A 22,901-nucleotide genomic window follows, 5' to 3' on the forward strand; every position below is an offset into this window, starting at 1 on the left:
CGCACAGTCGCCGACGGTTTCGCATGAGCAGAGCAACGGCGCGGACGGCCCCGGTCATTCCACCGTCACCCCGAGATGTTGCCTGACCAGAGCGGTCAACGTCGCGTCGGTGAGCGGCGTACCGCGATAAACGTGGACGACTTCCCCCGTCGCGGAGACGAACACGGTGGCCGGGAGCGCGGTGACGCCGAGCGCCCTCCGCACCTCCTCGCCCCGGTCGAAAACGTTCGCGAACCGGACGTCGAGTTCGTCGGCCGCGGCGACCGCACGCGCGGCGTCGTCGGACGTGTTGACCCCGACGACGCTCAGCCGGTCACCCGCCGCAGCCGCGAGGCGGACGAACGACGGCATCTCCTTCCCGCACGGCGGGCACCAGGAGCCCCACAGGTTGAGCACCACCGGACGCCCCGTCGGCGCGCCGATCGTCACCTGCTCGCCCGACGGATCCATGCACAACAGCGGCTCGACGCTCCGCAGTGGGCTGTCACCGGGCACCGCGCCGACTGCCGCCGGGCAGGCGGCGAACTTGCTGTTCGCGAACGCGTTCGACGTCGGAGCCGCTGCCGGTGCGGACCCCCCGCCACCGCCCGAGCACGCCGCCAGCAGCAGCACCAGCGCGACGGCGAGGACCCGCCTCATGCTCCGGCCATCGCGGCGAGTTCGTCGACACGCGGGCCCTTGAGCAGCTTCACCGCCGCCGGCAGATCGGTGGGGCCGGTGCCGTACGACGGGCACAGCGCCTTCAGCGTGCAGGCACCGCAGGCGGGCTTGCGGGCGTGGCAGACCCGGCGGCCGTGGAAGATCAGCCGGTGGCTGAGCATCGTCCAGTCTTTGCGCGGGAACAGATCGCCGATGATGTGCTCGACCTTGACCGGATCCTCCTCGGCGGTCCAGCCGAACCGTCGCACCAGGCGCCCGAAGTGGGTGTCGACCGTGATGCCGGGGACGTCGAACGCGTTCCCCAGCACGACGTTCGCGGTTTTGCGGCCGATACCGGGCAACGTCACCAGTTCGCCGAGCGTGCGCGGCAACTCGCCGTCGAACCGCTCGACCAGCGCCTGGCCCAGCCCGATCAGCGAGTTCGTCTTGGCTCGGAAGAAGCCGGTGGGCTTAAGGATCGTCTCCATCTCGGTGCGATCGGCGCCGGCGTAGTCCTCCGCCGTGCGGTACTTCGCGAACAGCGTCGGCGTGGTCAGGTTGACCCGCACGTCGGTGGTCTGGGCGGACAGGATCGTCGCGACCGCCAGCTCCAGCGGCGTCGTGAAGTCGAGTTCGCAGTGCGCGTCGGGATGGGTCTCGGTGAGGATTCGGTGCATCCGGCGCGCCCGGCGCTTCAAGGCCAGCGGGCTCTCGGGGGCGGCGGCAACTGTCACGCGGAGAAGACTAGCCATCCCCTCCGACAGTTGGGCGTAGCCGCGGGAGGCGGGCGGTGGGCTGATCGGCCAGATCGTGGTCGGCCCCGGGAGCGCCGGGGTCGGAGATCCGGTCCGGCGACGCACCGACCGTGACACGCGCGGATCGCAGCGCGTCCCGGAGCACACCGGCCGTGGGCAGGCGCTTCTCGGGCTCCCGGGCCATCCCGGCACGCAGCACCGCGATCACCGAGTCCGGCACGCCCTCGATCCCCGGGATCGGCGCGGCGTGCAGCGCCGCGATCTCGGCATCGGTGGGGTTCGCTTCCGCGAGCGGCCACCGCGGTGGATGCCCGGACAGCAGCGCGTACAGCGTCGCGGAGAGCCCGTACACGTCGACCGCCGGTGTCGGGCGCCGCGACCAGAACATCTCCGGGGCCGCGTAGGCGGGGGTGAGCACTTCCAACGTCGACATCGACTCGGTCGTGGGGTCGTACCGGGCGGCCAGGCCGAAATCCGCGAGCTCGGGATGGCCGTACCGGTCGTAGAGGACGTTCGCGGGTTTCACGTCGCGGTGCACCACCCCGTACCGGTGCGCGGCCGCCAGCGCGTCCGCGATCGCGACGCCGATGTCCAGCACGCGGTCGGGCGGCAACGGACCGTGCTGACGCAGGTAGTCGGCGAGCGACCCGGCCGGGCAGAGTTCCATGACCAGATAGGCACGTCCGTCGGCCGTGATTCCGGCGTCGTGGATGTCGATCACGTTCGGATGGCCGGAAACCTGGCCCGCGGCGCGAACCTCCGCCCGGAATCGGGCGCGGTCGGCTTCGTCGAGCAGAACACGGTGGTCGATTTTCACCGCGACCTCGCGGCCGATCGACTCCTGCAGCGCACGGTAAACGGTGGAAAAACCGCCTCTACCCAGCACCGACAGCATCGTGTACCCCGGGACCGGGAAAGCGATCTCCACCCGGCCTCCCGTCGTCCGACCACCGGACTGAAAGCCTACGGTGCACCGGCGCTCGCACGAGTCGGACACCGGACAGCACCACCATTTCAGGCTATCCGTCCGTCTTTTTCCGATGCCCTAAAGTGCGGAAACCGAAACGATCAAGGGAGTCGGGAGCGGGTCATTGCCTGTCCCGTCCCACGCGCCCCATAGACTCAAGGCCAATCGGCCGCTGCTGGAGGTGGGGTCATGGACGAGGTACTTGCCCGGTCAGGGCTGTTTCAGGGGGTCGAGCCGGAGTCAGCTGAGGCTCTCGCGGCCCACCTGGAGTACCTCGACATCCCGAAGGGGCACACGATCTTCTCCGAAGGAGAGCTCGGTGACTCGCTTTATATCGTGATGTCCGGGAAAATCAAGGTCGGTCGCCGCGCTGCCGACGGTCGCGAAAACATGATCGCGGTGATGGGTCCGTCGGACCTGTTCGGCGAGCTCTCACTGTTCGACCCCGGCCCGCGGACGGCGAGCGCCGTCGCGGTCACCGACGCCAAGGTCGCGCGGATGCGGCAGCAGTCGCTGCGGCCGTGGATCACCAACCGGCCCGAGATCGCCGAGCAGTTGCTGCGGGTGCTGGCCCGGCGTCTGCGTCGCACCAACGACGCGCTCGCCGACCTGATCTTCACCGACGTGCCCGGTCGCGTCGCGAAGAACCTGCTGCAGCTCGCGAAGCGGTTCGGGACGCGTGAGGGCAGCGCGCTGCGCCTCACCCACGACCTGACGCAGGAAGAGATCGCGCAGCTGGTCGGGGCGTCCCGGGAGACCGTGAACAAGGCTCTGGCCGACTTCACGTCGCGCGGCTGGCTCCGCCTCGAGGGCAAGAGCGTCGTGCTCCTCGACCCCGAGCGCCTCTCCCGCCGCGCCCGCTGAGAAGTTCTAACCTGGAGCCCGTCCAGGGCGACGCCGCCCGCTCGGCAGCGTCGTTCTGGACGGGCCGTGCACTACTTCACGAAGTAGGCCTGCTTTAGCTCGTCGGTGCCTTTGCCGGCCAGGCAGCGGAACTTCGAGGCGCCGTAGGCCGACACGGTCGTCCGCCACCCGCTGGCGTCCTGACCGGTCGCCGTGAGCGCTGCCTCCAGGACGGCCGGCGAGCACAGGAGCCGGACGTTCGGGTCGTTCCTGATCGCCTTGGCGTCGGTCGCGCTCGACGAGAGCGTCCCGATCACGTAGGTCTCCCACGTGTGGTTGTTCGTGCAGCCACGGGCCCGGATGCCGCCGTCGGACTGGTCGCGCCAGCACTCGGGCTTCGCCGGGCACGACGCCTGCGCGGAGGTGCCGCTCGCCGCGAGCACGGCCACCTCGCACGCGCTCGCGAACGCGCCGGGGGTGGCGGAGGCCGACGGCAGCCCGTCGAGCGGGAAGCCCGGTAGTTCACCGGACTGGCTCGGGCTGGGGGCCGGCGTCGCGTCGGCGCTCGTGGGGCCGGTCGGCGTCTCTTCCTCCACCGGCGAGTATTCCGAGCTCGTGTCCGAGTCACCCACGACGGCCAGCAGGGCGGATCCGACGACGCCGCAGATCAGCAACGCGGTCGCGACGGCGATGATGATGACCATCAGACGCTTGGTCTGCGGCGAGAGCCCCTGCTTGACCGGCTGGGGGGCGTGGAAGCCGTGCGGTGGCCCGTAGGGCGGTCCACCGGCCGGCCGGCCACCGGAGCCCCCCGAGACCTGCTGCACCGGGCTGAACGGGCTGCTCGAGAACGCCGAGGTGGGGCTGGGCGGCCCTTGCTGCCACCCCGTCCCCGGCGAGCTGTAGCTCCCCCCACCGGAGGACGTCGCTCCGAACGAAGGCCCCCCGGACGAAGGCATCCCGAACGAGGGCCCACCGGACGAAGGCCCACCGGACGGGCCGCCCGAGGACGGGGTCACCGGCGGCGTGCCCCCGAACGACGCGTGCCGCGACCCGGTGTCGGACTCGAGGTCGAGCGACGCCAGCGCGTCACGCAACTCGCCCACCGTCGGGTACCGGTCCTCCGCGTACGGGGCCATCGCCTGCCGCAGCACGGCCGACAGGTTCGCCGGGATCCCCGGGATGTCGGGAATCGGCTCGTCGAGCATCATCACCATCGTGGCGAGGCTCGGCGTGCCGGTCTCCGGCCACCGCGGCGGACGCCCCTGCAGCAGCGCGTACAGCGTCGCGCCGAGCGCGTACTGGTCACCGAGCGGCGACGGTGGCTCCATCCGGAACACTTCCGGCGGCGCGTACGCCGGCGTCAGCGCCTCGATCGTCACCGACAGTTCGCGGCTCGGGTCGGGCAGCGCGGCCAGGCCGAAGTCCGCCAGGCCGGGCACACCGTACCGGTTGATCAGGATGTTGCCGGGCTTCACGTCGCGGTGCAGGATGCCGTTGTCGTGCGCGGCCTGCAGCGCGTCGGCGATCTTCACGCCGACGTCGCGGACCTCCACCGGGGAGAGTGGCCCCTGCTGTCGCAGACGGCTCGCGTACGAACCGCCGGTGCAGAGCTCCATGACCAGGTACGGATGGTTGTCCTCGGTGACCCCGGCGTCGTAGATGTTGACGACGTTCGGGTGCCCGGACATCCGGCCGGCCGACTCGGCTTCGCGGACGAAACGACGGCGATCGCGCTCGGACTGCAGGGCACGGGTGTCGATTTTGAGCGCGACCTCGCGTCCGATCGAGTCCTGGCGCGCGCGGTACACGGTTGAGTAACCACCACGGGCCAAAACTGACAGATCGGACAGACCGGCCACCGGGGATGCCGGCTGGGTTCCGGACGCCTCACTTCGCACGTGGACGACCGTACCGAGTTCCCGCTAACGATGGGCCGTGAGCTGCCTCGCCATAGCTGCTCTTAACTAACCCGACGGTCGCTCCAGTGCGTGAGCTAGGGCAACTCGGTCACGAACGGTATCGGTGGCGGCCCGCTCCGACGCCTGTTCGGTGCCGTAAGCGAGCGAAACCGCCTCGTCCGCGGCGGCCATCGCCTCGGGCAACGCACCGGTCGCAGCCAGCGAAACCGCCAACGCCCGCCGGGAGACGACCCGGCTGCGGACGTCCTCCGCGGGCACCTGCGACGCCCGGCGCGCCCACTCGAGCGACTCCTCGGACTTGCCGGCCTCGAGCAGCACGCCGGCGTAGTGCGCCAGCGCCTGCCTGCGCGGGAACAGCAGCGACGGCCCGCTCGGATCGTTCACGACCTCGCCCAGCAGCTCCAGCGCCCCGTCCCGGTCACCGGACAGCCGCCGCGCCTGCGCCTGCAGCACGAGCGGCCCGACGCGGGTGGACGGATCGACCTCCAGCGGCTCGATGAGTTCCAGCGTGCGCACCGCGTCGGCTTCGGCCGCGGCCAGCTCACCGGACGCCAGGTAGCAGTAGCCGCGCACGGTCAACGCGATGCCCGCGGTGAGCGGGTGCCCGACCTGCGCGCCCATCTCCAGCGCCTCGCTGAGCAGTTCGACGGCGTCGTCGAGCCGGTCCATGCCCCTGGCGATCACGCCGCGGACGGTCAGCGCGAGGCTGGCCCCCCACGGGTCGTGCCCGGTGAGGAACGCGGCGTGCGCGAGGTCGGCCTGCTGGGTGGCGTGGGTCAGGTCGCCGAGCTCGGCCGCCGCGAACGCGTCGACGATGCGCAGCGCGGCCACCGCCCAGCCGTCGGCGACCCGCTCGGCGTAGGGGACGAACTTCTCCGCCAGTCGGCGCGCTTCGTGCAGGCGTCCCTCGAGCAGACGGACGAACGCGGTCGTCCCGCGTACCCAGGAGCGCCCGGCCGGGTCGTCGAGCCGGGCGAACACCGCCCGTGCCTCCTCCAGCACCCGGTCGGCCCGGGCGAAGTCGCCGCGCGTCGTCGCCGACCACGCCAGGTGCTGCAGCGCCCACGCGGTGCCCGGCCCGTCGCCGCACGCCGACGCGACCCGGTACGCGGCGGTGAACCGACGCTCGGCCAGCGGCAGCCGCCCGCCCAGGTAGTCGAGCATCCCGAGCCGGCGCAGCGCCTCGCTCTCGCAGTGCGGCAGCTCCGCCGCGCGCGACTTGCGCAGCGCGAGGCTCCACGCGGCGACGGCCGCGCGCGTCTCCCCACCGGCACGCAGCGCCTCGCCTTTGACGAGCAGCGCGGCCACCGCCACCGGGCCGTCGCCCCCGGCCACCGAGGAAGCCAGCGAGCGGGCCTCCTCGGTACGGCCGCTGGCCAGCAACGCACGCGCTCGCAGGAGCCGGAGATCGTCGGCGCCGACCGCGCCCCGGGAAGGAGGCAGCGCGAGTGCCCGGTCCAGCAGCCGCAACGCCCGCGCCGGCTCCCCGACCGCGATCGTGCGCTCGGCCAGCCGGTGCAGTGCCGCCACGCCGATCGCCGCCACCCGCCGGGCCTCGTGCGACGGCGGCAGCGACATCTGGTCGGCCAGGCGCAGCGCGCGCTCGGCGTGCCGGGCGACGAACTCGTCATGCTCCACGTCGGACAGGCCGCGGATCGGGCCGGAGTCGGCCCAGCGCGCGATCCGGGCGTGCCGGGCGGCGAGGTCGGCGTGGCCGATGCCGCTGTAGGCCGCCTCACGCATCAACGCGGTGACGAAGCCGTAGCCGCCGCTCGCGGTGCGCCGGAGCATGCGTCGGCTGATCAGGTCGCCGAGCGCGCGGTCGAGGTCGGACGTCACGGTGACCGGTGCGCGTCGGCTGCCCTGCAGCTCCTCCAGCGCGCCGGCCGGCACCCGGTCCCCGACGACGGCCGCGTCACGCAGCACGGCCCGCGGGTACGTCGGCAGCGCGTCGATGCGTGCGGTGAGCACGGCGGCCAGGTCGGACGAGAGCAGCCGGCCGCGGAATCCGCCCGGCGCGAGCCGCCACCCGCTCGCACCTCCGGTGAGCCGGCCCTGCTCGACCAGCAGCGAGACCAGCTCGGCCAGGTAGAAGGGGTTGCCCTGGGCCGTGGCGAGCAGGCGCGTCTCGTCGGCCCGGTCCAGCGGCCCGCCCAGGTACGACCGGAGCAGCCGCGAGACCGCGGCGCCGGTCAGCGGCGGCAGCGGCAGCGGCTCGGCCCCCGCGAGGCGGGTGAGCAGGCCGTGCGTACGCACCAGCTCGGGCCGCCCGAGCAGCAGCACGAGCACCGCGCCGTCGAGCCGGTCGACGAGGCCACCGAGCGCGTCGAGCGTCTCCGGCGACGCGTTGTGGACGTCGTCCACCACGACGAGCACCGGCTCGCTGACGGCCAGCCCGCCCAGCAGCGCGGCCATCACCTCGGGCACCCGCGCCCGGCGCCCGGCCGCGGTCGAGATGCCCGGTACGCCGGTCAGCGCGTCGACGTCGGATTCGACGTCGACCAGGTCGAACAGCACCTCGACGCCGCCGGGGCCCAGCCCGGGGTCGGGCAGGTCGGTGGCGACCCGGCGGATGCGTTCGGCGATCCGGTCGTCGGGCTCGTCCGCCTCGACGCCGCAGGCCTGACGCACCAGGTCGGCCAGCGGCGCCAGCCGGCCGGTCTCGCCGAACGCCGGGCAGCGCGTGGAGAGCGCGCGGGCGCCGAACGAGTCGCCGACCATCCGCGCGACCTCGGCCGAGAGCCGGGTCTTGCCCGCGCCCGCTTCGGCGGTGACCACGACGACACGCGGCTCGTTCTCCTCGGCGACCTCCGCGAACCGGCCGAGCAGCCGGCCGCTCTCGACCTCGCGCCCGACGAACGGCGCCTCGTCGCCCAGACCGGGCCGGATACCCGGCGCGTCACGCAGGCCGAGGAGTTCGTACGCCTCGACCGGCGCCCGTTTGCCCTTCAACCGCAACGGCGGCAGCCGACGCCACGCCGCGCGGTCCCGAGTCGCGCGCTGGGTCCGGGCCCCGGCGTAGACCGCGCCCATGCCGGCCGCGTCGGAGAGCCGGGCCGCGGTGTTCACGGTGTCGCCGATGACCGTGTAGGAGAGCGCGGCCTGCACCCCGGCGACGACCTCACCGGTGTTGACGCCCACCCGCAGGCCCAGCCGGCGTCCGCCGCCCAGCTCGTCCTCGATGACCCGCTTGACCGCCCGCTGCATGGCCAGCGCCGAGCGGACCGCGCGCTCCGGGTCGTCCTCGTGAGCGACCGGAGCGCCGAAAACGGCCATGATGCCGTCGCCGGTCAGTTTGTCGACGTGACCGCCGAAGGCGGTGACGGCCTGGGCGCACGCCGCCAGCACCCGGTCGGTCAGCCGGCCCACCCGTTCCGGGTCGAGGTCCTCGGACCAGGCGGTGAAATCGGTCAGGTCACCGAAGAGCACGGTGACGACACGACGTTCGGTCGCGAACCCGGTCGGCTCGACGTCCGGCAAGCGCGTACCGCAGTGGTGGCAGTACCGCGCGCCGGGCACCGCGACCGTGCCGCAGACCGGACAGGTCATGGTCGGCCAGACGCCCGTAGGTAGTCGAGCTGGGCCCGCACGGAGAGCTCGGCCGCCGGCCAGACGGAGCGGTCGACGTCGGCGTAGACGGTCTCGACGACCTCCATCGGGGTGGACGCGCCGGCCGCCACCGCGGCCTCGACCTGGGCGAGCCGCTGGGCGCGGTGCTCGAGGTAGAACGCGGCGACCGCCTCGGCGTCGGGCAGCACCGGCCCGTGGCCGGGCAGCACCGGGATGTTCCCCAGGCCGCGCAGCCGCTCGAGGCTGGTGAGGTAGTCACCGAGGATGCCGTCGGGCCAGGCGACGACGGTCGTGCCCCGGCCCAGGATCGTGTCGCCGGTGAGCACGGCTTCGTCGTTGATGACGAACGACACCGAATCCGCGGTGTGCCCCGGCGTGCCGAATGTCCGCAGGCTCAGGCCGGCGACGTCCAGCGGCTCGCCGTCCGGAACGAGCGGCTGACCGTGCCGCGGGTCGAGCGCGAGCACGTCCGAGCCGGTCATCTCGGCGAAACGGGCGGCCCCCTCGGCGTGGTCGGGGTGGCCGTGCGTGAGAAGCGTGGCCACTACCGGGCCGTAGCCGGCCACCTTCTCGAGGTGTGGCTCCAGCAGCGGCCCCGGGTCGATGACCACGCACCCGGCCGAGCCCGCCGCACGCAGCACCCAGGTGTTGGTGCCGTCGAGCGTCATCGGCGAGGGGTTGTCGGCACGGACCAGCGTCGCCCAGGACGGGACCCAGTCGGGCAGCGTCACGGCTGTTCCCCCTCGACCGCCGGTGGACGGCCGTGCCGGGCGATGCCCGACATCAGACCCGCGATGAACTCCGGCGTGACGCCCTCGGGCAGCAGCTCGCGCGACTCGGGCGGCAACGTGAGCCGCGGGCCCTCGGCGTCGCCGCGGTAGACCGGCCGGATGGGCCGGATCGTGCGGTTCCCGGCGGCAGCGAAGACGTCCGCGAGCGTGCCGTACTCGACCAGCCCCAACAGCGTCGACGCGGTCGGCGGCAGCATGCCGAACTCGCCGCGCTCGACGGCCGCGAGCGCGGCGGCCGGTGACTGCCAGAACCCGCGGGTGGCCTCGCCGGACGGCTGCTGCGCGTCCTGACCGGCCGGCAGGCCCGCGACGAAGAAGCGGGTGTCGAAGCGGCGCTTCTCGGCCTCCGGGGTGATCCAGTGCGTCCACGGCCGGATCAGGTCGGTGCGGATGACCAGCCCGCGTGCCGTGAGCAGCTCGGGCAGCGTGACCCGGTGATCCTCCAGCGCGGCGCGGTCACGCTCGAGTTCGGCCGCGGACGGGAACGAGGCGCCCTCGGCCAGCAGGACGCCGATCTCCTCGAACGTCTCACGCACGGCCGCGGTGACCAGCGCGCGGGACAGGCCGGGGTCGGCCGAGAGCGGCCACTGCGCGGGATCGGGGCCACGCCAGAGCCCGTCCGCGACGTGGTCGCCGGGGTCGACCGAGCCACCGGGGAAGACGGTCAGACCGGCGAACGCGGACAGCCGCGTCGACCGGACCATGAGATACGCCTCCAGGCCACCGGGAGCGTCCCGGAGTAGGACCGTGGTGGCGGCGTCGCGCACTCCGGAAACCATGAACGCATCGTAGGTTGTTCCGGCCGGTCGTCGACCTGCTGTCGGCGATCCGAGGTGCCGTCTTGGAGTACGGTGCCAGCTGTGACGGGGCGCCACCGCGGAGAACACGGAGAGTCTGACACCACCCCAATCTCCGCGTTGCCCGCTCAAAAACGGACACTGCCCGACGAACTGAGCGTCGAACAGCTGGCGGAACACTGCGGGGTGACGGTCCGGTTGGTTCGAGCCCACCAGTCGCGCCGGCTGCTCCACCCGCCGCGCCGCGTCGGGCGCCGCAGCATCTACGACCACTCGCACATCGACCGGCTGGCGCTGATCCAGCGATTACAGAAGGCCGGTTTCTCGCTCGCCGCGATCCGTGCCCTGCTGCAGACCGGGCACAACGCCCCTGAGCTCGCGCTGGCCTGGCACGCCGAGGGCCTCGCGATGCGGTTCCCGACGCTCACCGACGACTCCGACCCCGACCTGCAGGTGGAGCCCGAGGGCGTCGCCGAGCTGCACGCGCAGCCGGGGGCGTGGGAGGCGCTGCAGTCGTACGGGCTGGTCACCCGCGGTCCCGACGGCAACTGGCACGGCACGCACCCGGTGTTGGTCGCGGTCGGCCGGCGGGCCCGCGAGATGGGTATGCCGTCGACCGAGATCACCCGCCTGCAGTTGCAGGTGGCCCGGGCCGCGTTCGACCTCTCCCGGGAGATCCTGGACTCGTTCAACCGCATCTTCGCGCAGCGTCCGTCCGGAAACGGCCGGATCGAGAACTACGCCGGCATGTCCGCGGTGGCGACGGCGCTGGTCACCGCCACGTTCGAGGTGCAGCTCAGCCGCGTGGTGCGGGGCGTCGTCGGGATACCCTCCGACGCCCCGTGACTCACCGCACCTCGACGATCAGCTCCACCTCGACGGGCGCGTTCAGCGGCAGCACCGCCACCCCGACCGCGCTGCGCGCGTGCTTGCCCGCGTCGCCGAAAACGGCACCGAACAGCTCGCTGGCGCCGTTGACGACGCCCGGCTGACCGGTGAAGCCCGGCGCCGACGCGACGAAGCCGACGGCCTTCACGACCCGCACGACGTCGTCCAGGTCGACGACCGAGGCGACCGCGGCGAGCGCGTTGAGCCCGGCGACGCGGGCCAGTTCGTACCCGGTCTCCGCGGAGACCTCGGCGCCCACCAGCCCGGTGACGCCGAGCTTGCCCTCGACGATCGGCAGCTGCCCGGACGTGTAGACGTACGACCCGGTACGCACGGCCGGCACGTACGCGGCCACCGGAGCCGGCACGGTGGGCAGCGTCAGCCCCAACTCGGCGAGCTTTTCCGCGATCTTGCTCACTTCGGGCGCTTCAGGTACGCGACGAGCTGTTCGGCGTTCGGGCCGGGCACGACGGCGACCAGTTCCCAGCCGTCTTCACCCCAGTTGTCCAGGATCTGCTTCGTGGCGTGCACGAGCAGCGGAACCGTTACGTACTCCCACTTCGTCATGGCCGCACCCTACTGGGGACGCTTTCGCGACCGGCGTCGACAGGCAACTTGCTGGGTTGCGTGGTTACGCTCGTAATGTGCCCGAGGACTTGATCGCGTTCCCCCAGGCGCGGCTGCACATAGTCACCGGAAAGGGCGGCACCGGGAAGACGACGGTCGCCGCGGCGCTGGCGCTGGCGCTGGCCGCCGGTGGTCGCCGCACCTTGCTCGTCGAGGTGGAGGGCAGGCAGGGCATCGCACCGATGTTCGGCCTGGATCCGCTCCCCTACGCCGAGCGGCCGGTGGCGGTGGCACCCGAGGGTGGCGAGGTGCGCGCGCTGGCCGTCGACGCCGAGGAAGCACTCCTGGACTACCTGGAGATGTTCTACAAGCTCGGCCGGGCCGGCCGGGTGTTGAAGAAGCTCGGCGCGATCGACTTCGCCACGACGATCGCGCCGGGCATGCGCGACGTCCTGCTGACCGGGAAGGTCAAGGAGGCCGTCACCCGGGCCGACCGCGGTCGGCGCGTCTACGACGCGGTGGTGATGGATGCTCCGCCCACCGGTCGGGTCGGGCGGTTCCTGAACGTCAACGCCGAGGTCGCCGGGCTGGCGAAGGTCGGGCCGATCAAGACCCAGTCCGACGGCGTGATGGCGGTGCTCCGCTCGCCGATGACGGCCGTGCACGTCGTCACGCTGCTGGAGGAGATGCCGGTGCAGGAGACCGCCGACGCGGTCACCGAACTGGCCGAGATCGGTCTGCCGATCGGCGCCGTGCTCGTCAACGCGGTGCGCGGCACGTCGCTCGTCGACGCGAAGGTCACCCAGGCCGAGCTGAAGCGTGGCCTCGCGGCGGCCGGGCTGCCCGCCGACCGGGCGACCGTGAAGGGCCTCGCCGACGAGGTCGCCGACCACGTGCGCCGCGCGGGCCTGGAACAGCGTCTGCGGGGCGAACTGACTGAACTGGGTCGTCCGGTGGTGGATCTGCCGTTCGTGCCCGAGGGAATGGACACCGACGGGCTGTACGAGCTGGCCGATGTGTTGCGAAAAGCGGGGGTGCGCGCGCCATGACGGTTCTGGACGTCGAGACGCTGCTGACCGATCCCGCGACCCGCATCATCGTCTGCTGCGGGTCGGGTGGCGTCGGCAAGACCACGACCGCGGCCGCGCTGGGGCTCCGCGCCGCCGAGGCCGGTCGGCGCACGGTCGTGCTGACGATCGACCCGGCGCGACGCCTCGCGCAGTCGATGGGGCTCTCGGAGCTCGACAACGTGCCGCGGCGGGTGAAAAGCGCCGGGGAGAACGGCGGCGAGCTGCACGCGATGATGCTCGACATGAAACGGACGTTCGACGAGGTCGTGCTCGCGCACACCGACCCGGCCCGGGCCGAGGAGATCTTCGCGAACCCGTTCTACCAGGCCATGTCGTCGTCGTTCTCCGGCACGCAGGAGTACATGGCGATGGAGAAGCTGAGCCAGCTCCGCGCCGCCGACGAGTGGGACCTGATCATCGTCGACACGCCACCGAGCCGTTCGGCCCTGGACTTCCTGGACGCGCCCCAGAACCTCGCGCGGTTCCTCGACGGGCGGCTGCTCAAGCTGCTGCTGGCGCCGGCCAAGACCGGCGGGCGCGGTGTACTGAAGGTGATGTCGGGCACGTTCTCGCTGTTCAGCCGCGTCATCACGAAGATCCTCGGTACGCAGCTGCTGGACGACGTCTCGACGTTCGTGTCCGCGCTCGACTCGATGTTCGGCGGCTTCCGTGAGCGCGCCCAGCGCACCTACGACCTGCTGAAGACGCCGGGCACGGCGTTCGTCGTGGTGGCCGCGCCCGAGCCCGACGCCGTGCGGGAGGCCTCGTACTTCGCCGACCGGCTCACCAGCGAAGGAATGCCGCTGGCCGGTCTGGTGCTCAACCGCGTGCACGCCACCGAGGTGCCGAACCTCTCGGCCGCCGACGCACTGGCCGCCGCGGAGAAGCTCGGGGACTCGGTCACGGCCGAGGTGCTCCGGATGCACGCCGGGCTCTCCCGGCTGGTGGAGCGGGAACGGCGGATCGCGGCGGGGTTCACCACCGCGCACCCGGACGTCCCGGTTGTCGAGGTTCCCGCCGAGGCCGAGGACGTCCACGACCTCGACGGTCTCCGTCGAGTCGGGGCGGCCCTAGCCGGTGGGCTGTAGCTCGTGCGCCTTGCGCGCGGCCTCGAGCAGCTTCCACCACGAAGTCACGTCCGGGCGGCGACGTAAGAGCGCACGACGCTCGCGCTCGGTCATACCGCCCCAAACACCGAACTCGACCCGGTTGTCCAGCGCGTCAGCCAGGCATTCGGTGCGAACCGGACAGCCCATGCAGACCGTCTTGGCGCGGTTTTGAGCCGCACCTTGGACGAAGAGCGAGTCCGGATCGCTGGCACGACAGGCCGCACGTCCAGCCCAGTCAGCGATCATCGTCATCTCCGGCCCCCTTCAGCGTCACGCCGTCCCGGCAAGGCTCGTCAGGCACGCATATCCGTGTGGGCGACGCCGTGTCGGTCCGGCATGCCTGCCCCAGGACGGTAAGAAAGCGACAGCGTTGGTTGGCAGCGGCCATACGGGTGATCTTTTAACAGCACTAATGGGCAGTGGCCATCCACCGAACAGGGGAAGCTACCCAGCTCAAGGGCAGTGCCTCCCGTCACACCAACTCACGAGTAACCACGCCGCCGAGGATTCTGGAGAACGCTGCGTACTCTGGGCGCCGTGAAGTTGCCTCAGGACCGCACGGTCGCCAACGTCGTCTCACTGGTGCTCTGCGGAATCCTCGCCGGCGTCGTGATCGCCGCTGCGGCTTTCCCCGCAGTCGGCGTGTCCGGATTAACCGCTAAGTCCGCCTCGGATTCGTTCAGTGACCTTCCGGCGGAACTCAAGATCCCGCCGGTGCCGCAGATCTCGACCCTGCTGGCGAGCGACGGCAAGACGGAGATCGCCCGGTTCTTCGAGGAGAACCGGCGCAACGTCAAGCTGGCCGACATCGCGCCGGTCATGCGCCAGGCCGTCGTGGCGGCCGAGGACAACCGCTTCTACGAGCACCAGGGTGTGGACGCCCGAGGCATCGTCCGCGCGTTCGTGAAGAACCAGAGCAACGGTGAGACCACCCAGGGCGCGTCGACGCTGACCCAGCAGTACGTGCGGTGGATCCTGAAGTACGGCGCGAAGAACAAAACGGAGAAGAAGCTGGCCACCGAGGACACGGCCGGCCGGAAGCTGCGTGAGATCCGCTACGCGATCGCGCTCGAGAAGGAGCTCTCCAAGGACCAGATCCTGGAGAACTACCTGAACATCAACTTCTTCGGTAACCAGGGCTACGGCATCTACGCCGCGTCCCAGGCGTACTTCAGCAAGCCGCCGTCGCAGCTGACGCTGCCCGAGGCCGCGATGATCGCCGGGATGGCGCAGAACCCGACCCAGTACAACCCGGTCAACAAGCAGAACGGCACCAAGGCGGCGCTCGACCGCCGCGAGTACGTGCTCAACCAGATGGTGAAGCTGAAGTACGTCACCCAGGCCGAGGCGGACGCGGCGAAGAAGGCCCCGCTGGGTCTCAAGCCGAAGGCTTCGTCGGGACGGTGCGAGAACGGCAACACCAACTTCGGCTTCTTCTGCGGCTGGTTCCTCGACTGGTGGAAGTCGAACCCGGCGTTCGGCAAGACCCGCACCGAGCGCGAGGAGAACCTCAACAAGGGCGGGTACCGGATCATCTCCTCGCTCGACGTCCGCATGCAGAACGGGGCGCAGAAGGAGATCGACAAGCGGCTGGAGGCCGGTAGCCGGTTCGCGACCGGCATCGTCATGGTCGAGCCGGGCACCGGCCGGGTGAAGGCGATGGCGATCAACCGCAAGTTCGGCATCAAGAAGAACCCGGGCGGCAAGACCTACCCGTACACGACGAACCCGCTGCTGTCCGGTTCGCAGGTCTCGCCGGGTTACCAGGCCGGTTCGACGTTCAAGATGTTCACCGCCGTGGCGGCGCTGGAGAAGAACATCCCGCTGAGCCACTCGATCTACGCGCCCGACCGGTACACGTCGCAGTACACCGGGTCGTGCAAGACCGGCGGCAACAAGTACTGCCCGAAGAACGCGTCGCCCTCGATGAAGGGCCTGCAGACGATGTCGAGCGCGTTCGGCGAGTCGGCCAACACCTACTTCATCCCGCTGGAGGAGCAGGTCTCGGTCAAGTCGGCGGTCGACGCGGCCGAGAAGGCCGGCGTCGAGTTCCGGGCCAGCGTCGACATCGACAACAAGGAAGCGGCGCAGACCGACCCGACCGCCTGGGGTTCGTTCACGCTCGGCACCGCCCAGGTCTCGCCGCTGGACATGGCGACGGCCTACGCGACGATCGCCGCGCGCGGTAAGTACTGCGCGCCGCTGCCGCTCAAGTCGATCACCGACCAGGACGGCAAGCAGCTGACCGAGGTCGCCAACCCGACCTGCAAGCAGACGATTCCGCAGCAGGTGGCCGACGCGGCCGCCGACATGGCCCGCTGCCCGGTCGGCGACAACTCGATGGTCGGCCTCAACTGCACGCACCCGGGCGGCGGCCGGACCGCGGCCAGCGTCAGCCGGACGATCGACCGCCCGGTGGCCGGCAAGACCGGTACCACCGACGACAACAACGCGGCCTGGTTCGTCGGCTTCACGCCGAACCTCGCCGCGGCGGGCTTCATCGCGAACCCCGACAAGTACAACGACGAAGTGAAGAGCACGCAGATCCCGATCGACGCCACCCGCGAAGCAATGAACACCGCACTCCAAAAGCTGCCGGTGAAGAACTTCGTGGCGCCGACGAACAAGCTCGCGTTCGGCGTCCGGGTGACCGTGCCGTACACCACCGGCGACTCGGTCGATGCCGCGACGAGCAAGCTCCGTTCGGCCGGCTTCGAAGTCAGGGTCTCCCCCACCAGGGAGAACTCCGATCAGGGTGAGGGGCGGGTCGCTCGCACCGACCCGGCGGGCGGCAGCAGCAGCACCAAGGGCGGCGTCGTCACGATCACGGTGAGCAACGGGCAGGCGCCCGAGCCGGAGAAGCCGGAAGACGGGCAGGATCCCGGCGACGGGATACGCGACCAGATCTGCGCCGCCAACCCGGATCTGCCGATGTGCCAGAACTGACGTCAACGGGGCCCCCGACGGGGCCCCGTTCGCGTTCTCAGGCGGAGAGTTGGCGCTTCACCTCGGCGGCCACCCGGCCGCCCTGGGCGCGCCCGGCCACCGCGGTCTGAACCGCCTTCATGGCCTTGCCCATCTGCTTGACGTCGTCGACGCCGGCCTCGGCGAGCGCGCCCGCGACGACGGTGGCGAGTTCCTCGTCGCTCAGCTGAGCCGGCAGGTACCGGTTGAGGACTTCACCCTCGGCTCGTTCGCGCTCCGCACGATCGCCCCGTCCGCCCGATGCAAAGGCCTCAGCGGCCTCAACGCGCTTCTTGGCTTCCCGGGTAAGCACCCGGAGCACTTCGTCCTCAGAGAGCTCACGAGCGGCCTTCCCGGCCACCTCCTCGTTGCGGATGGCGGTGAGCGCCATCCGGATGGTCGAAGTGACGATTTCGTCCTTCGCCTTCATCGCGGTCGTGAGATCGGTCGTGAGGCGGTTCTTCAAGCCGCCCGCAGCAGTGCTCATGAGTACGACGCTACTCCCGGGGCGGGAAGGATTTTGGGCGTCGGCGGGTACGCTCCCGGACATGAAGTGGGGTACCCGTCTGTCACTGGGTGTCGTCGGCGCGGGTGCGGCGACGCTGCTGTACGCGTCGGCCTACGAGCGCCGGCACTGGACGCTCCGCCGGTACGACGTACCGGTGCTGCCCCAGGACGCCGAGCCGCTCCGCATCCTGCACATCTCCGATCTGCACATGCTGGCCGGTCAGCACAGCAAGCAGACGTGGGTGCGCGGCCTGGAGGCGCTCGACCCCGACTTCGTCGCGCTCACCGGCGACAACCTGTCCTCCGCCGACGCCGTGCCGGCCGTGCTGGACGCGCTCGGGCCGCTGCTGAACCGCCCCGGGGCGTTCGTGTTCGGCTCGAACGACTACTACGGCCCGGTCCCGAAGAACCCGTTCAAGTACTTCCTGCGCAACCACAAGCGGGTGCACGGCCCGTCGCTGCCGTGGACGGACCTGCGTGACGCCCTGGCCGAGGCCGGCTGGGCCGACCTCACGAACGCGAAGGCCACCGTCGTAGCGGGCGGCCGGTTGCTCGAACTCGGCGGCGTCGACGACCCGCACCTGAAGCTCGACGACTACCCGGCCATCGCCGGCGCGCTGGATCCCGGCGCCGACTTGCACCTCGGGCTGGTGCACGCTCCCGAGCCCCGGGTGCTCGACCAGTTCGCGGCCGACGGCTACGACCTGGTGCTGGCCGGCCACACCCACGGCGGCCAGCTCCGCGTCCCCGGCTACGGGGCGCTGGTCACCAACTGCGGCATCGAACGTGATCTCGCTCGCGGCGCCCACCGCTGGAACGGCGACACCTGGATCCACGTTTCCGCTGGTATGGGCACCTCTCCGTACGCCCCGATCCGGTTCGCCTGCCCGCCCGAGGTGAGCCTGCTCACCCTGGTCCCCCGCCCCGAACACGGCGCACGCGATACCCGTGCGCGAGACGCTGCCGGAGTCAGCTAGTATTTGCTCCGTGCCGCCGGGGTGTGGCGCAGCTTGGTAGCGCGCTTCGTTCGGGACGAAGAGGCCGTGGGTTCGAATCCCGCCACCCCGACCACGTAGGTGCAGCTAGATGGCCAGTTTCCCCTCGCCGGGAAACTGGCCGTTCTGCTGTTCCACCGTCGTTCGACCCTGGCCCTCCGGGTCGGTTCGTCCGAGCTACCCGCCGACGGCTCGGGTGAGCCGTTCCTCGTCGACCGCGATCGCGTAGGCCTGCAGCAGATAGTCGAGAGCGAAGCGCCCGGGTGCCTGCTCGGAAAGCAGGTTGGCGAGCACGAGCTCACGCAGCAGTTCGCCGACCCGCCGCCGCGGTAGCCCGGTCAGATCGCTGATTTCCGGCACCGTCAGGTGTCCGTCATCGGCGGTTCCGAGCCGGACGAACAGGCTGGCGGCATCCGGGCTGAGAGCCCGGAGCGAGCGCCCGAGTGCGGTCCGCAGGTCGGTAGCCGCGTCCTCGCTGTGCAACCCGTCGAGTGGGTTCGGCGACTCGTCCAGTTCGTCGGCCAGCGCGGTCAGTGAGAACGTCGGATGGGCGGCGGCCCGAGCGGCGAACAGCGCCAACGCCAACGGGAGCCGCCCGCATCGGGCAATGATCCGGTCGACGGCCTCCGGCTCGGCCGCGATCCGGGACGATCCGAGTCTTCGGCTGAGCAGCTCGCGCGCCTCGCCGACGTCGAGCTGCCCGACCGGCACACGCCGAGCCGCCTCCGCGGCCACCAAGCCGGTGAGCTGCAGCCGGCTCGTCACCAGCACCACCGACCGCGATCCGCCCGGCAGCAGAGGCCGCACCTGCGTCGCGTCCCGGGCGTCGTCGAGGACGATCAACAGCCGGCGGTCGGCGACGAGACTGCGGTAGAGGGCGGCGACCGCGTCCAGTCCGTTCGGAACCAGGTGCGGCGGCCAGCCGAGGGCGACGAGGAAGCTCGTGAGCACTTCCAGGGCGGACCGCACCGATTTCGACGGGTGGAATCCGCGTAAGTCGGCGTAGAGATGGCCGTCGACGAATTGATCCGCGACCCGATGCGCCCAGTGCAGCGCCAGCGCGGTCTTGCCCGTCCCGGCCACACCCGAGAGCAGCACGACTGCCGGTGAGGCAGGTCGCGCCGCTCCCAGCGCGAGGCGATCGAGCAGGAGCACCGTGTCCTGACGCCCGGCGAAGTCGGGCCCCACGATCGGGAGCTGAGCAGGGTCCTTCGGCGCATAGACCGATGCGCTCGTCCCGACGCCCGCCACCGCCGCGGCTCGCGCATGGAACTGCACGCGCTCGATACCGACCAGCCCGAAGACGTCGGCGAGGCGGTCAACCGTACTGGGACGCGGGCGAGCGACCCGTCCACGCTCGAGTTCGCGAAGACTTCGCACGCTCAGCCCTGCTCGATCAGCGACCACCTCCTGAGTCAGCCCCATCCGCAACCGATGGCCGCGCACAGCACCACCGAACACCAGCACCACCTGCCCCCGTGACAGATCGAGCCTGAATTTCATTCCCGGCCATGCGCCGAACCGGCGGCAAACCCAGACGTCTGAGCTGCGGCTTCCTTGACGAAACCGACGGCGAAGTTCTTTCGGCAGTCTCCTGTTTAGTCCACGAGAGACTAAAACAGCCTCTTCGCCGGTGAACTGCCGGGTAACCGCCGTTCTTCCTCCTGTTGCCCGACCTCGCCACCACCGATGCTCGTGGCAGCGCCGGATGAGCCTGCGCCGCAACGGAAGGAGGTGGCCGAATGCGTGACGTCGTGTGGACGCGCAAGCGCGACATCGTTTGGACCTGACGAAACACAGCCGGCTACCACGGGGGTAGTCGGTCGGTTCGGGTCCGGCCACCGACCCGGCTGGTGGCCGGGCCCGGCCGACCCGAAAGGTGACAATGAGCCGGCACGGAGCGTTCCGCGACGCGGAATTTCGAGCTTTGTGGATCGCTCAGATCCTCTCCCGAGCAGGTGACCAATTCGCCCGAGTTGCGCTCACCGTCCTCGCGTTCCAGGTCACGGGGTCGGCGCTGGCTGCGGGCGCCGCCTATGCGGTCACTCTGCTGCCGTGGTTGATCGGTGGCCCGCTGCTCGGCTGGATCGGCGATCGGTATCCCCGGCGGGCGGTGCTGCTCTGCTGCGACCTCGCGAGCGCCGCACTGATCGCGGTGATGGCGGTGCCGGGACTGGCGCTGCCACTGCTCTACGCGTTGCTCTTCCTCGCGACGCTGCTCGACGTGCCGTTCTCGGCCGCGCGGTCCGCGCTGGTACGGGACGTGTTCCCGGACGACGACGGGTATGCGTCGGCAACCGCGATCGGGTCGGTGACAGCCCAGTTCGCTCAGGTCGTCGGCTTCGCGGCGGGGGGCCTCGTAGCCGCGGCCACGACACCGGGACAGGCGCTGCTCCTCGACGCGATCACGTTCCTCCTGTCCGCAGCGCTGGTGCGGCGATACGTCCGGAAACGGCCGGCGGCGCGGGATGCTCACCTCGAGAAGATTTCGCTGCTTCGGGGCGTCCGACTCGTGTTCGGTGATCCACGGCTGCGCAGGCTCACGTTCTACGCGTGGCTGGCCACGTTCCTGGTCGTGCCGCTGGGTGTCGCCGCGCCGTACGCGTCGGATTCGGGCGGTGGCGCGCGCACGGTCGGACTGCTGCTCGCCAGTAGCGCCACCGGCACCGCGGTCTCGATGATCGTCTTGAGCCGATGGGTACCGGCCGAACGGCGTCTGCGGTTACTGGAACCGCTCGCGGTCGCCGCCGGCCTACCCCTGGTGCTCTGCGCGCTGCATCCCGGACCGGTGGTGAGCGGACTGCTCTGGGCCCTGTCCGGGGCCGGGTCCGGTTACCAGCTCGCGGCGAACGTCGCGTTCGTACGGGCGGCACCGAACACCGACCGCGCACAGGCCTTCGGCGTGGTGTCCGCCGGTCTGGTGGCCGGCCAGGGCATCGGCGTCGTCCTCGCCGGAGGGCTGGCCACGGTGGTGCCCACGGCCGTGGTGGTCGCCGGCGCCGGGTTGCTGAGCACGCTGTGTGCGCTCGCGCTCTGGGCCGCGCAGGCGTTCAGCCCTCGAACAACGTCACCGTCAAGACCTCGAGCGCGATCCGAGGCTTGACGCTCGTCAACCACTCAGCGTTACTACCGATCAACCCGGCGTTGCCAGAACGCTTGACAAGAACCGGTCGCGCGGTGCAATGATCGGGACTGTCCACAAGCGAATATGAATGCGTCGGCACGACCTCAACGGGGGAGGTTATGGTGCCTGAATTCGTGCGTGCCGGATACCGGAGTCAATTGCGGCGCGATCCGTTCGAGTACCTCACGACCCTTCGACGCCACGCGACAACAGGTATGTTCCGGTTCCCCTGGGGCGGTTGGTGCGTCAGTGATCCGGAGCTGGCCAACGCACTGTTACGCGGCCCGGAATTCAACGCCGGTCGGTCCGGCTTTTTCGGTGACCTGCTCCCGACGCGGGCGGCGCAGGTCGACGTCGGCCAGGCGGCGCGCGACGTCGTACGGGAGCACCTGCCCGACTTCCGGGACGCGCTGGCCCTGGCCGTGGCCGAGTTCCCCTCGACCAGCAGCTGGCCGGCCGCCGCCTCCGACCTGGTCCACCGCAGCCTGGCCGACGTCCTGCTCCACCCCGGGACCCCGGCACCGGCGCGCCGGTTGCTGCACCGGGCCGTGCACGGCGGGGTCGTGTTCCGGGCGCCGTTCGTCTGGCAGCGGATGCGAGCGGAGCTGCTGCGCGAGAAGCTGATCGCCGCCGTCGCCGACGAGGCGGGGCGTCGCGAGCGTGCAACACGACCGGCGGACGTGCTGGACGCCGTCCTCGGTGCGTGCCCGCCCGACCTGAACGACCGGGCCGTCGCCGAGGTGTTCCTCGTGCTGTTCCGCTCGATCGTCGCGCCGGTCAGTTCGACTCTGGCCTGGTCGGTGCTGCTGGCCGGCCTCGATCACCGGTCGGACGCCCCGTGGCCGTGGCCCTCCCGCTGGATCGTGCGGGAAGCGATGCGGCACCGCCCGATGGTCTGGATGGTCGGTCGCACCATCGAGCGGCCGACGGAGTTCGCCGGGGAGGCCGTCAGCCCTGGCGACGTTCTCTCGGTCAGCCCGTTCCTGCTGCACCACGACCCGGACCGCTGGGCCGACGCCGAGGTCTTCCGGCCGGATCGATGGGCGGAATCGGGTCATCGCGGTCCGTACGTGCCGTTCGGCGCCGGCCCCTACACCTGTCCGGGTTCCTCGGTGGCGCTGACGCTGATGACCGAAATGCTCACTGCGCTCACCGACGACGCCCGGTTGACCGTCGCCGGGGCCGATCCGCGGCCGGTGATGGTCGAGGGCGCCGTGCCCCGACCCTTCACCGTCCTCCGTTCTCCTCTGCGATAAGGCGGAGGAAATTGCTATCGGAAGGGGGTGTTCGACCATGAAGGCAATGCTGCGACGCGTGTTCCACAGCAAGCCGGCCCGACTGTGGAAGTGGTAACAGCCACTTTCGCCGCGGGGCTCGGGCGGGTCCGGTGGCG

General features: G+C 70.9%; 20 protein-coding genes, 1 tRNA gene and 1 pseudogene. 9 read left to right on the top strand and 13 right to left on the bottom strand.

Annotated features, from left to right (window positions below; genetic code table 11):
* Positions 1 to 54 precede the first annotated feature (54 nt).
* The 3 genes from ABD437_RS28625 to ABD437_RS28635 are packed head-to-tail and all read right to left on the bottom strand — an operon-like array spanning position 55 to position 2,322.
* On the bottom strand, positions 55 to 639 hold the full coding sequence (locus ABD437_RS28625; protein WP_344652040.1) for a TlpA family protein disulfide reductase: 585 nt from the start codon (positions 637 to 639) through the stop codon (positions 55 to 57).
* On the bottom strand, positions 636 to 1,391 hold the full coding sequence (gene nth / locus ABD437_RS28630; RefSeq protein ID WP_344652041.1) for an endonuclease III: 756 nt from the start codon (positions 1,389 to 1,391) through the stop codon (positions 636 to 638). The genes ABD437_RS28625 and nth overlap by 4 nt, the downstream gene beginning before the upstream one ends.
* Entirely contained in the window at positions 1,384 to 2,322 is a 939-nt protein-coding gene (locus tag ABD437_RS28635; RefSeq protein ID WP_344652042.1) for a serine/threonine-protein kinase, read from the bottom strand. Before ABD437_RS28635 ends, nth begins: the two co-directional genes overlap by 8 nt.
* Before the next feature lie 228 nt (positions 2,323 to 2,550).
* Here ABD437_RS28635 and ABD437_RS28640 point away from each other — a divergent pair, with 228 nt between their 5' ends.
* Positions 2,551 to 3,225 (top strand): Crp/Fnr family transcriptional regulator, encoded by a 675-nt coding sequence (locus tag ABD437_RS28640; protein WP_035847775.1) that lies wholly within the window; start codon positions 2,551 to 2,553, stop codon positions 3,223 to 3,225.
* 71 nt (positions 3,226 to 3,296) lie between these two features.
* Here ABD437_RS28640 and ABD437_RS28645 read toward each other — a convergent pair whose 3' ends face one another.
* From ABD437_RS28645 to ABD437_RS28660, 4 genes are all read right to left on the bottom strand, one after another.
* A complete protein-coding gene (locus ABD437_RS28645; RefSeq protein ID WP_344652043.1) occupies positions 3,297 to 5,105 on the bottom strand; it encodes a serine/threonine-protein kinase in 1,809 nt (602 codons plus the stop codon).
* A 66-nt stretch (positions 5,106 to 5,171) separates the two neighbouring features.
* Positions 5,172 to 8,675, bottom strand: a complete 3,504-nt coding sequence (locus tag ABD437_RS28650; protein ID WP_344652044.1) for an adenylate/guanylate cyclase domain-containing protein — start codon at positions 8,673 to 8,675, stop codon at positions 5,172 to 5,174.
* Positions 8,672 to 9,427, bottom strand: a complete 756-nt coding sequence (locus ABD437_RS28655) for an MBL fold metallo-hydrolase (protein WP_344652045.1) — start codon at positions 9,425 to 9,427, stop codon at positions 8,672 to 8,674. Before ABD437_RS28655 ends, ABD437_RS28650 begins: the two co-directional genes overlap by 4 nt.
* On the bottom strand, positions 9,424 to 10,266 hold the full coding sequence (locus ABD437_RS28660; protein WP_344652046.1) for an NUDIX hydrolase: 843 nt from the start codon (positions 10,264 to 10,266) through the stop codon (positions 9,424 to 9,426). The genes ABD437_RS28655 and ABD437_RS28660 overlap by 4 nt, the downstream gene beginning before the upstream one ends.
* 138 nt (positions 10,267 to 10,404) lie before the next feature.
* Between ABD437_RS28660 and ABD437_RS28665 the strand changes: the two genes are divergently transcribed.
* Positions 10,405 to 11,130: a MerR family transcriptional regulator gene (locus ABD437_RS28665; RefSeq protein WP_344652047.1), complete on the top strand. Its 726-nt coding sequence runs from the start codon at positions 10,405 to 10,407 to the stop codon at positions 11,128 to 11,130.
* A gap of 1 nt (position 11,131) precedes the next feature.
* On the opposite strand, the gene ABD437_RS28670 is transcribed toward ABD437_RS28665, so the two are convergent.
* Together ABD437_RS28670 and sp36 are read right to left on the bottom strand one after the other, a co-directional pair.
* Positions 11,132 to 11,590 (bottom strand): RidA family protein, encoded by a 459-nt coding sequence (locus ABD437_RS28670; protein ID WP_344652048.1) that lies wholly within the window; start codon positions 11,588 to 11,590, stop codon positions 11,132 to 11,134.
* A complete protein-coding gene (gene sp36, locus ABD437_RS28675) occupies positions 11,587 to 11,739 on the bottom strand; it encodes a Sp36 family protein (protein WP_169744978.1) in 153 nt (50 codons plus the stop codon). Before sp36 ends, ABD437_RS28670 begins: the two co-directional genes overlap by 4 nt.
* 77 nt (positions 11,740 to 11,816) lie before the next feature.
* Between sp36 and bagA the strand changes: the two genes are divergently transcribed.
* Positions 11,817 to 12,788 carry an ATPase BagA gene (bagA, locus tag ABD437_RS28680; protein ID WP_344652049.1) on the top strand — a complete coding sequence of 324 codons (972 nt, stop codon included), beginning with the start codon at positions 11,817 to 11,819 and terminating at the stop codon, positions 12,786 to 12,788.
* Positions 12,785 to 13,897, top strand: a complete 1,113-nt coding sequence (gene bagB, locus ABD437_RS28685) for an ArsA family ATPase (protein WP_344652050.1) — start codon at positions 12,785 to 12,787, stop codon at positions 13,895 to 13,897. The genes bagA and bagB overlap by 4 nt, the downstream gene beginning before the upstream one ends.
* On the opposite strand, the gene ABD437_RS28690 is transcribed toward bagB, so the two are convergent.
* Positions 13,880 to 14,170 (bottom strand): WhiB family transcriptional regulator, encoded by a 291-nt coding sequence (locus tag ABD437_RS28690; RefSeq protein ID WP_084699898.1) that lies wholly within the window; start codon positions 14,168 to 14,170, stop codon positions 13,880 to 13,882. The two genes, bagB and ABD437_RS28690, sit on opposite strands and share 18 nt — an antisense overlap.
* Before the next feature lie 285 nt (positions 14,171 to 14,455).
* Here ABD437_RS28690 and ABD437_RS28695 point away from each other — a divergent pair, with 285 nt between their 5' ends.
* Entirely contained in the window at positions 14,456 to 16,864 is a 2,409-nt protein-coding gene (locus tag ABD437_RS28695) for a penicillin-binding protein (RefSeq protein ID WP_344652051.1), read from the top strand.
* Positions 16,865 to 16,901: 37 nt separating this feature from the next.
* Here the strand turns inward: ABD437_RS28695 and ABD437_RS28700 are convergent, their stop codons facing one another.
* Positions 16,902 to 17,369, bottom strand: a complete 468-nt coding sequence (locus ABD437_RS28700) for a GatB/YqeY domain-containing protein (RefSeq protein ID WP_344652052.1) — start codon at positions 17,367 to 17,369, stop codon at positions 16,902 to 16,904.
* Between the two features lie 61 nt (positions 17,370 to 17,430).
* Here ABD437_RS28700 and ABD437_RS28705 point away from each other — a divergent pair, with 61 nt between their 5' ends.
* Together ABD437_RS28705 and ABD437_RS28710 are read left to right on the top strand one after the other, a co-directional pair.
* Positions 17,431 to 18,366, top strand: coding sequence for a metallophosphoesterase (locus tag ABD437_RS28705; protein ID WP_344652053.1), 936 nt, complete (start codon positions 17,431 to 17,433; stop codon positions 18,364 to 18,366).
* Between the two features lie 17 nt (positions 18,367 to 18,383).
* A tRNA-Pro gene (locus ABD437_RS28710) sits at positions 18,384 to 18,460 on the top strand.
* 101 nt (positions 18,461 to 18,561) lie between these two features.
* Here the strand turns inward: ABD437_RS28710 and ABD437_RS28715 are convergent.
* Together ABD437_RS28715 and ABD437_RS43105 are read right to left on the bottom strand one after the other, a co-directional pair.
* Positions 18,562 to 19,572, bottom strand: a complete 1,011-nt coding sequence (locus ABD437_RS28715; protein WP_344652054.1) for an NB-ARC domain-containing protein — start codon at positions 19,570 to 19,572, stop codon at positions 18,562 to 18,564.
* A gap of 150 nt (positions 19,573 to 19,722) precedes the next feature.
* A pseudogene (locus ABD437_RS43105) lies at positions 19,723 to 19,887 on the bottom strand (helix-turn-helix domain-containing protein); the annotation flags it as partial.
* Positions 19,888 to 20,269: 382 nt separating this feature from the next.
* Here ABD437_RS43105 and ABD437_RS28725 point away from each other — a divergent pair.
* Positions 20,270 to 21,487 carry an MFS transporter gene (locus tag ABD437_RS28725; protein ID WP_344652056.1) on the top strand — a complete coding sequence of 406 codons (1,218 nt, stop codon included), beginning with the start codon at positions 20,270 to 20,272 and terminating at the stop codon, positions 21,485 to 21,487.
* 236 nt (positions 21,488 to 21,723) lie between these two features.
* Entirely contained in the window at positions 21,724 to 22,764 is a 1,041-nt protein-coding gene (locus ABD437_RS28730; protein ID WP_344652057.1) for a cytochrome P450, read from the top strand.
* Positions 22,765 to 22,901: the final 137 nt, after the last annotated feature.

This window comes from Cryptosporangium japonicum (assembly GCF_039524755.1).
GTDB classification, from domain to species: domain Bacteria; phylum Actinomycetota; class Actinomycetes; order Mycobacteriales; family Cryptosporangiaceae; genus Cryptosporangium; species Cryptosporangium japonicum.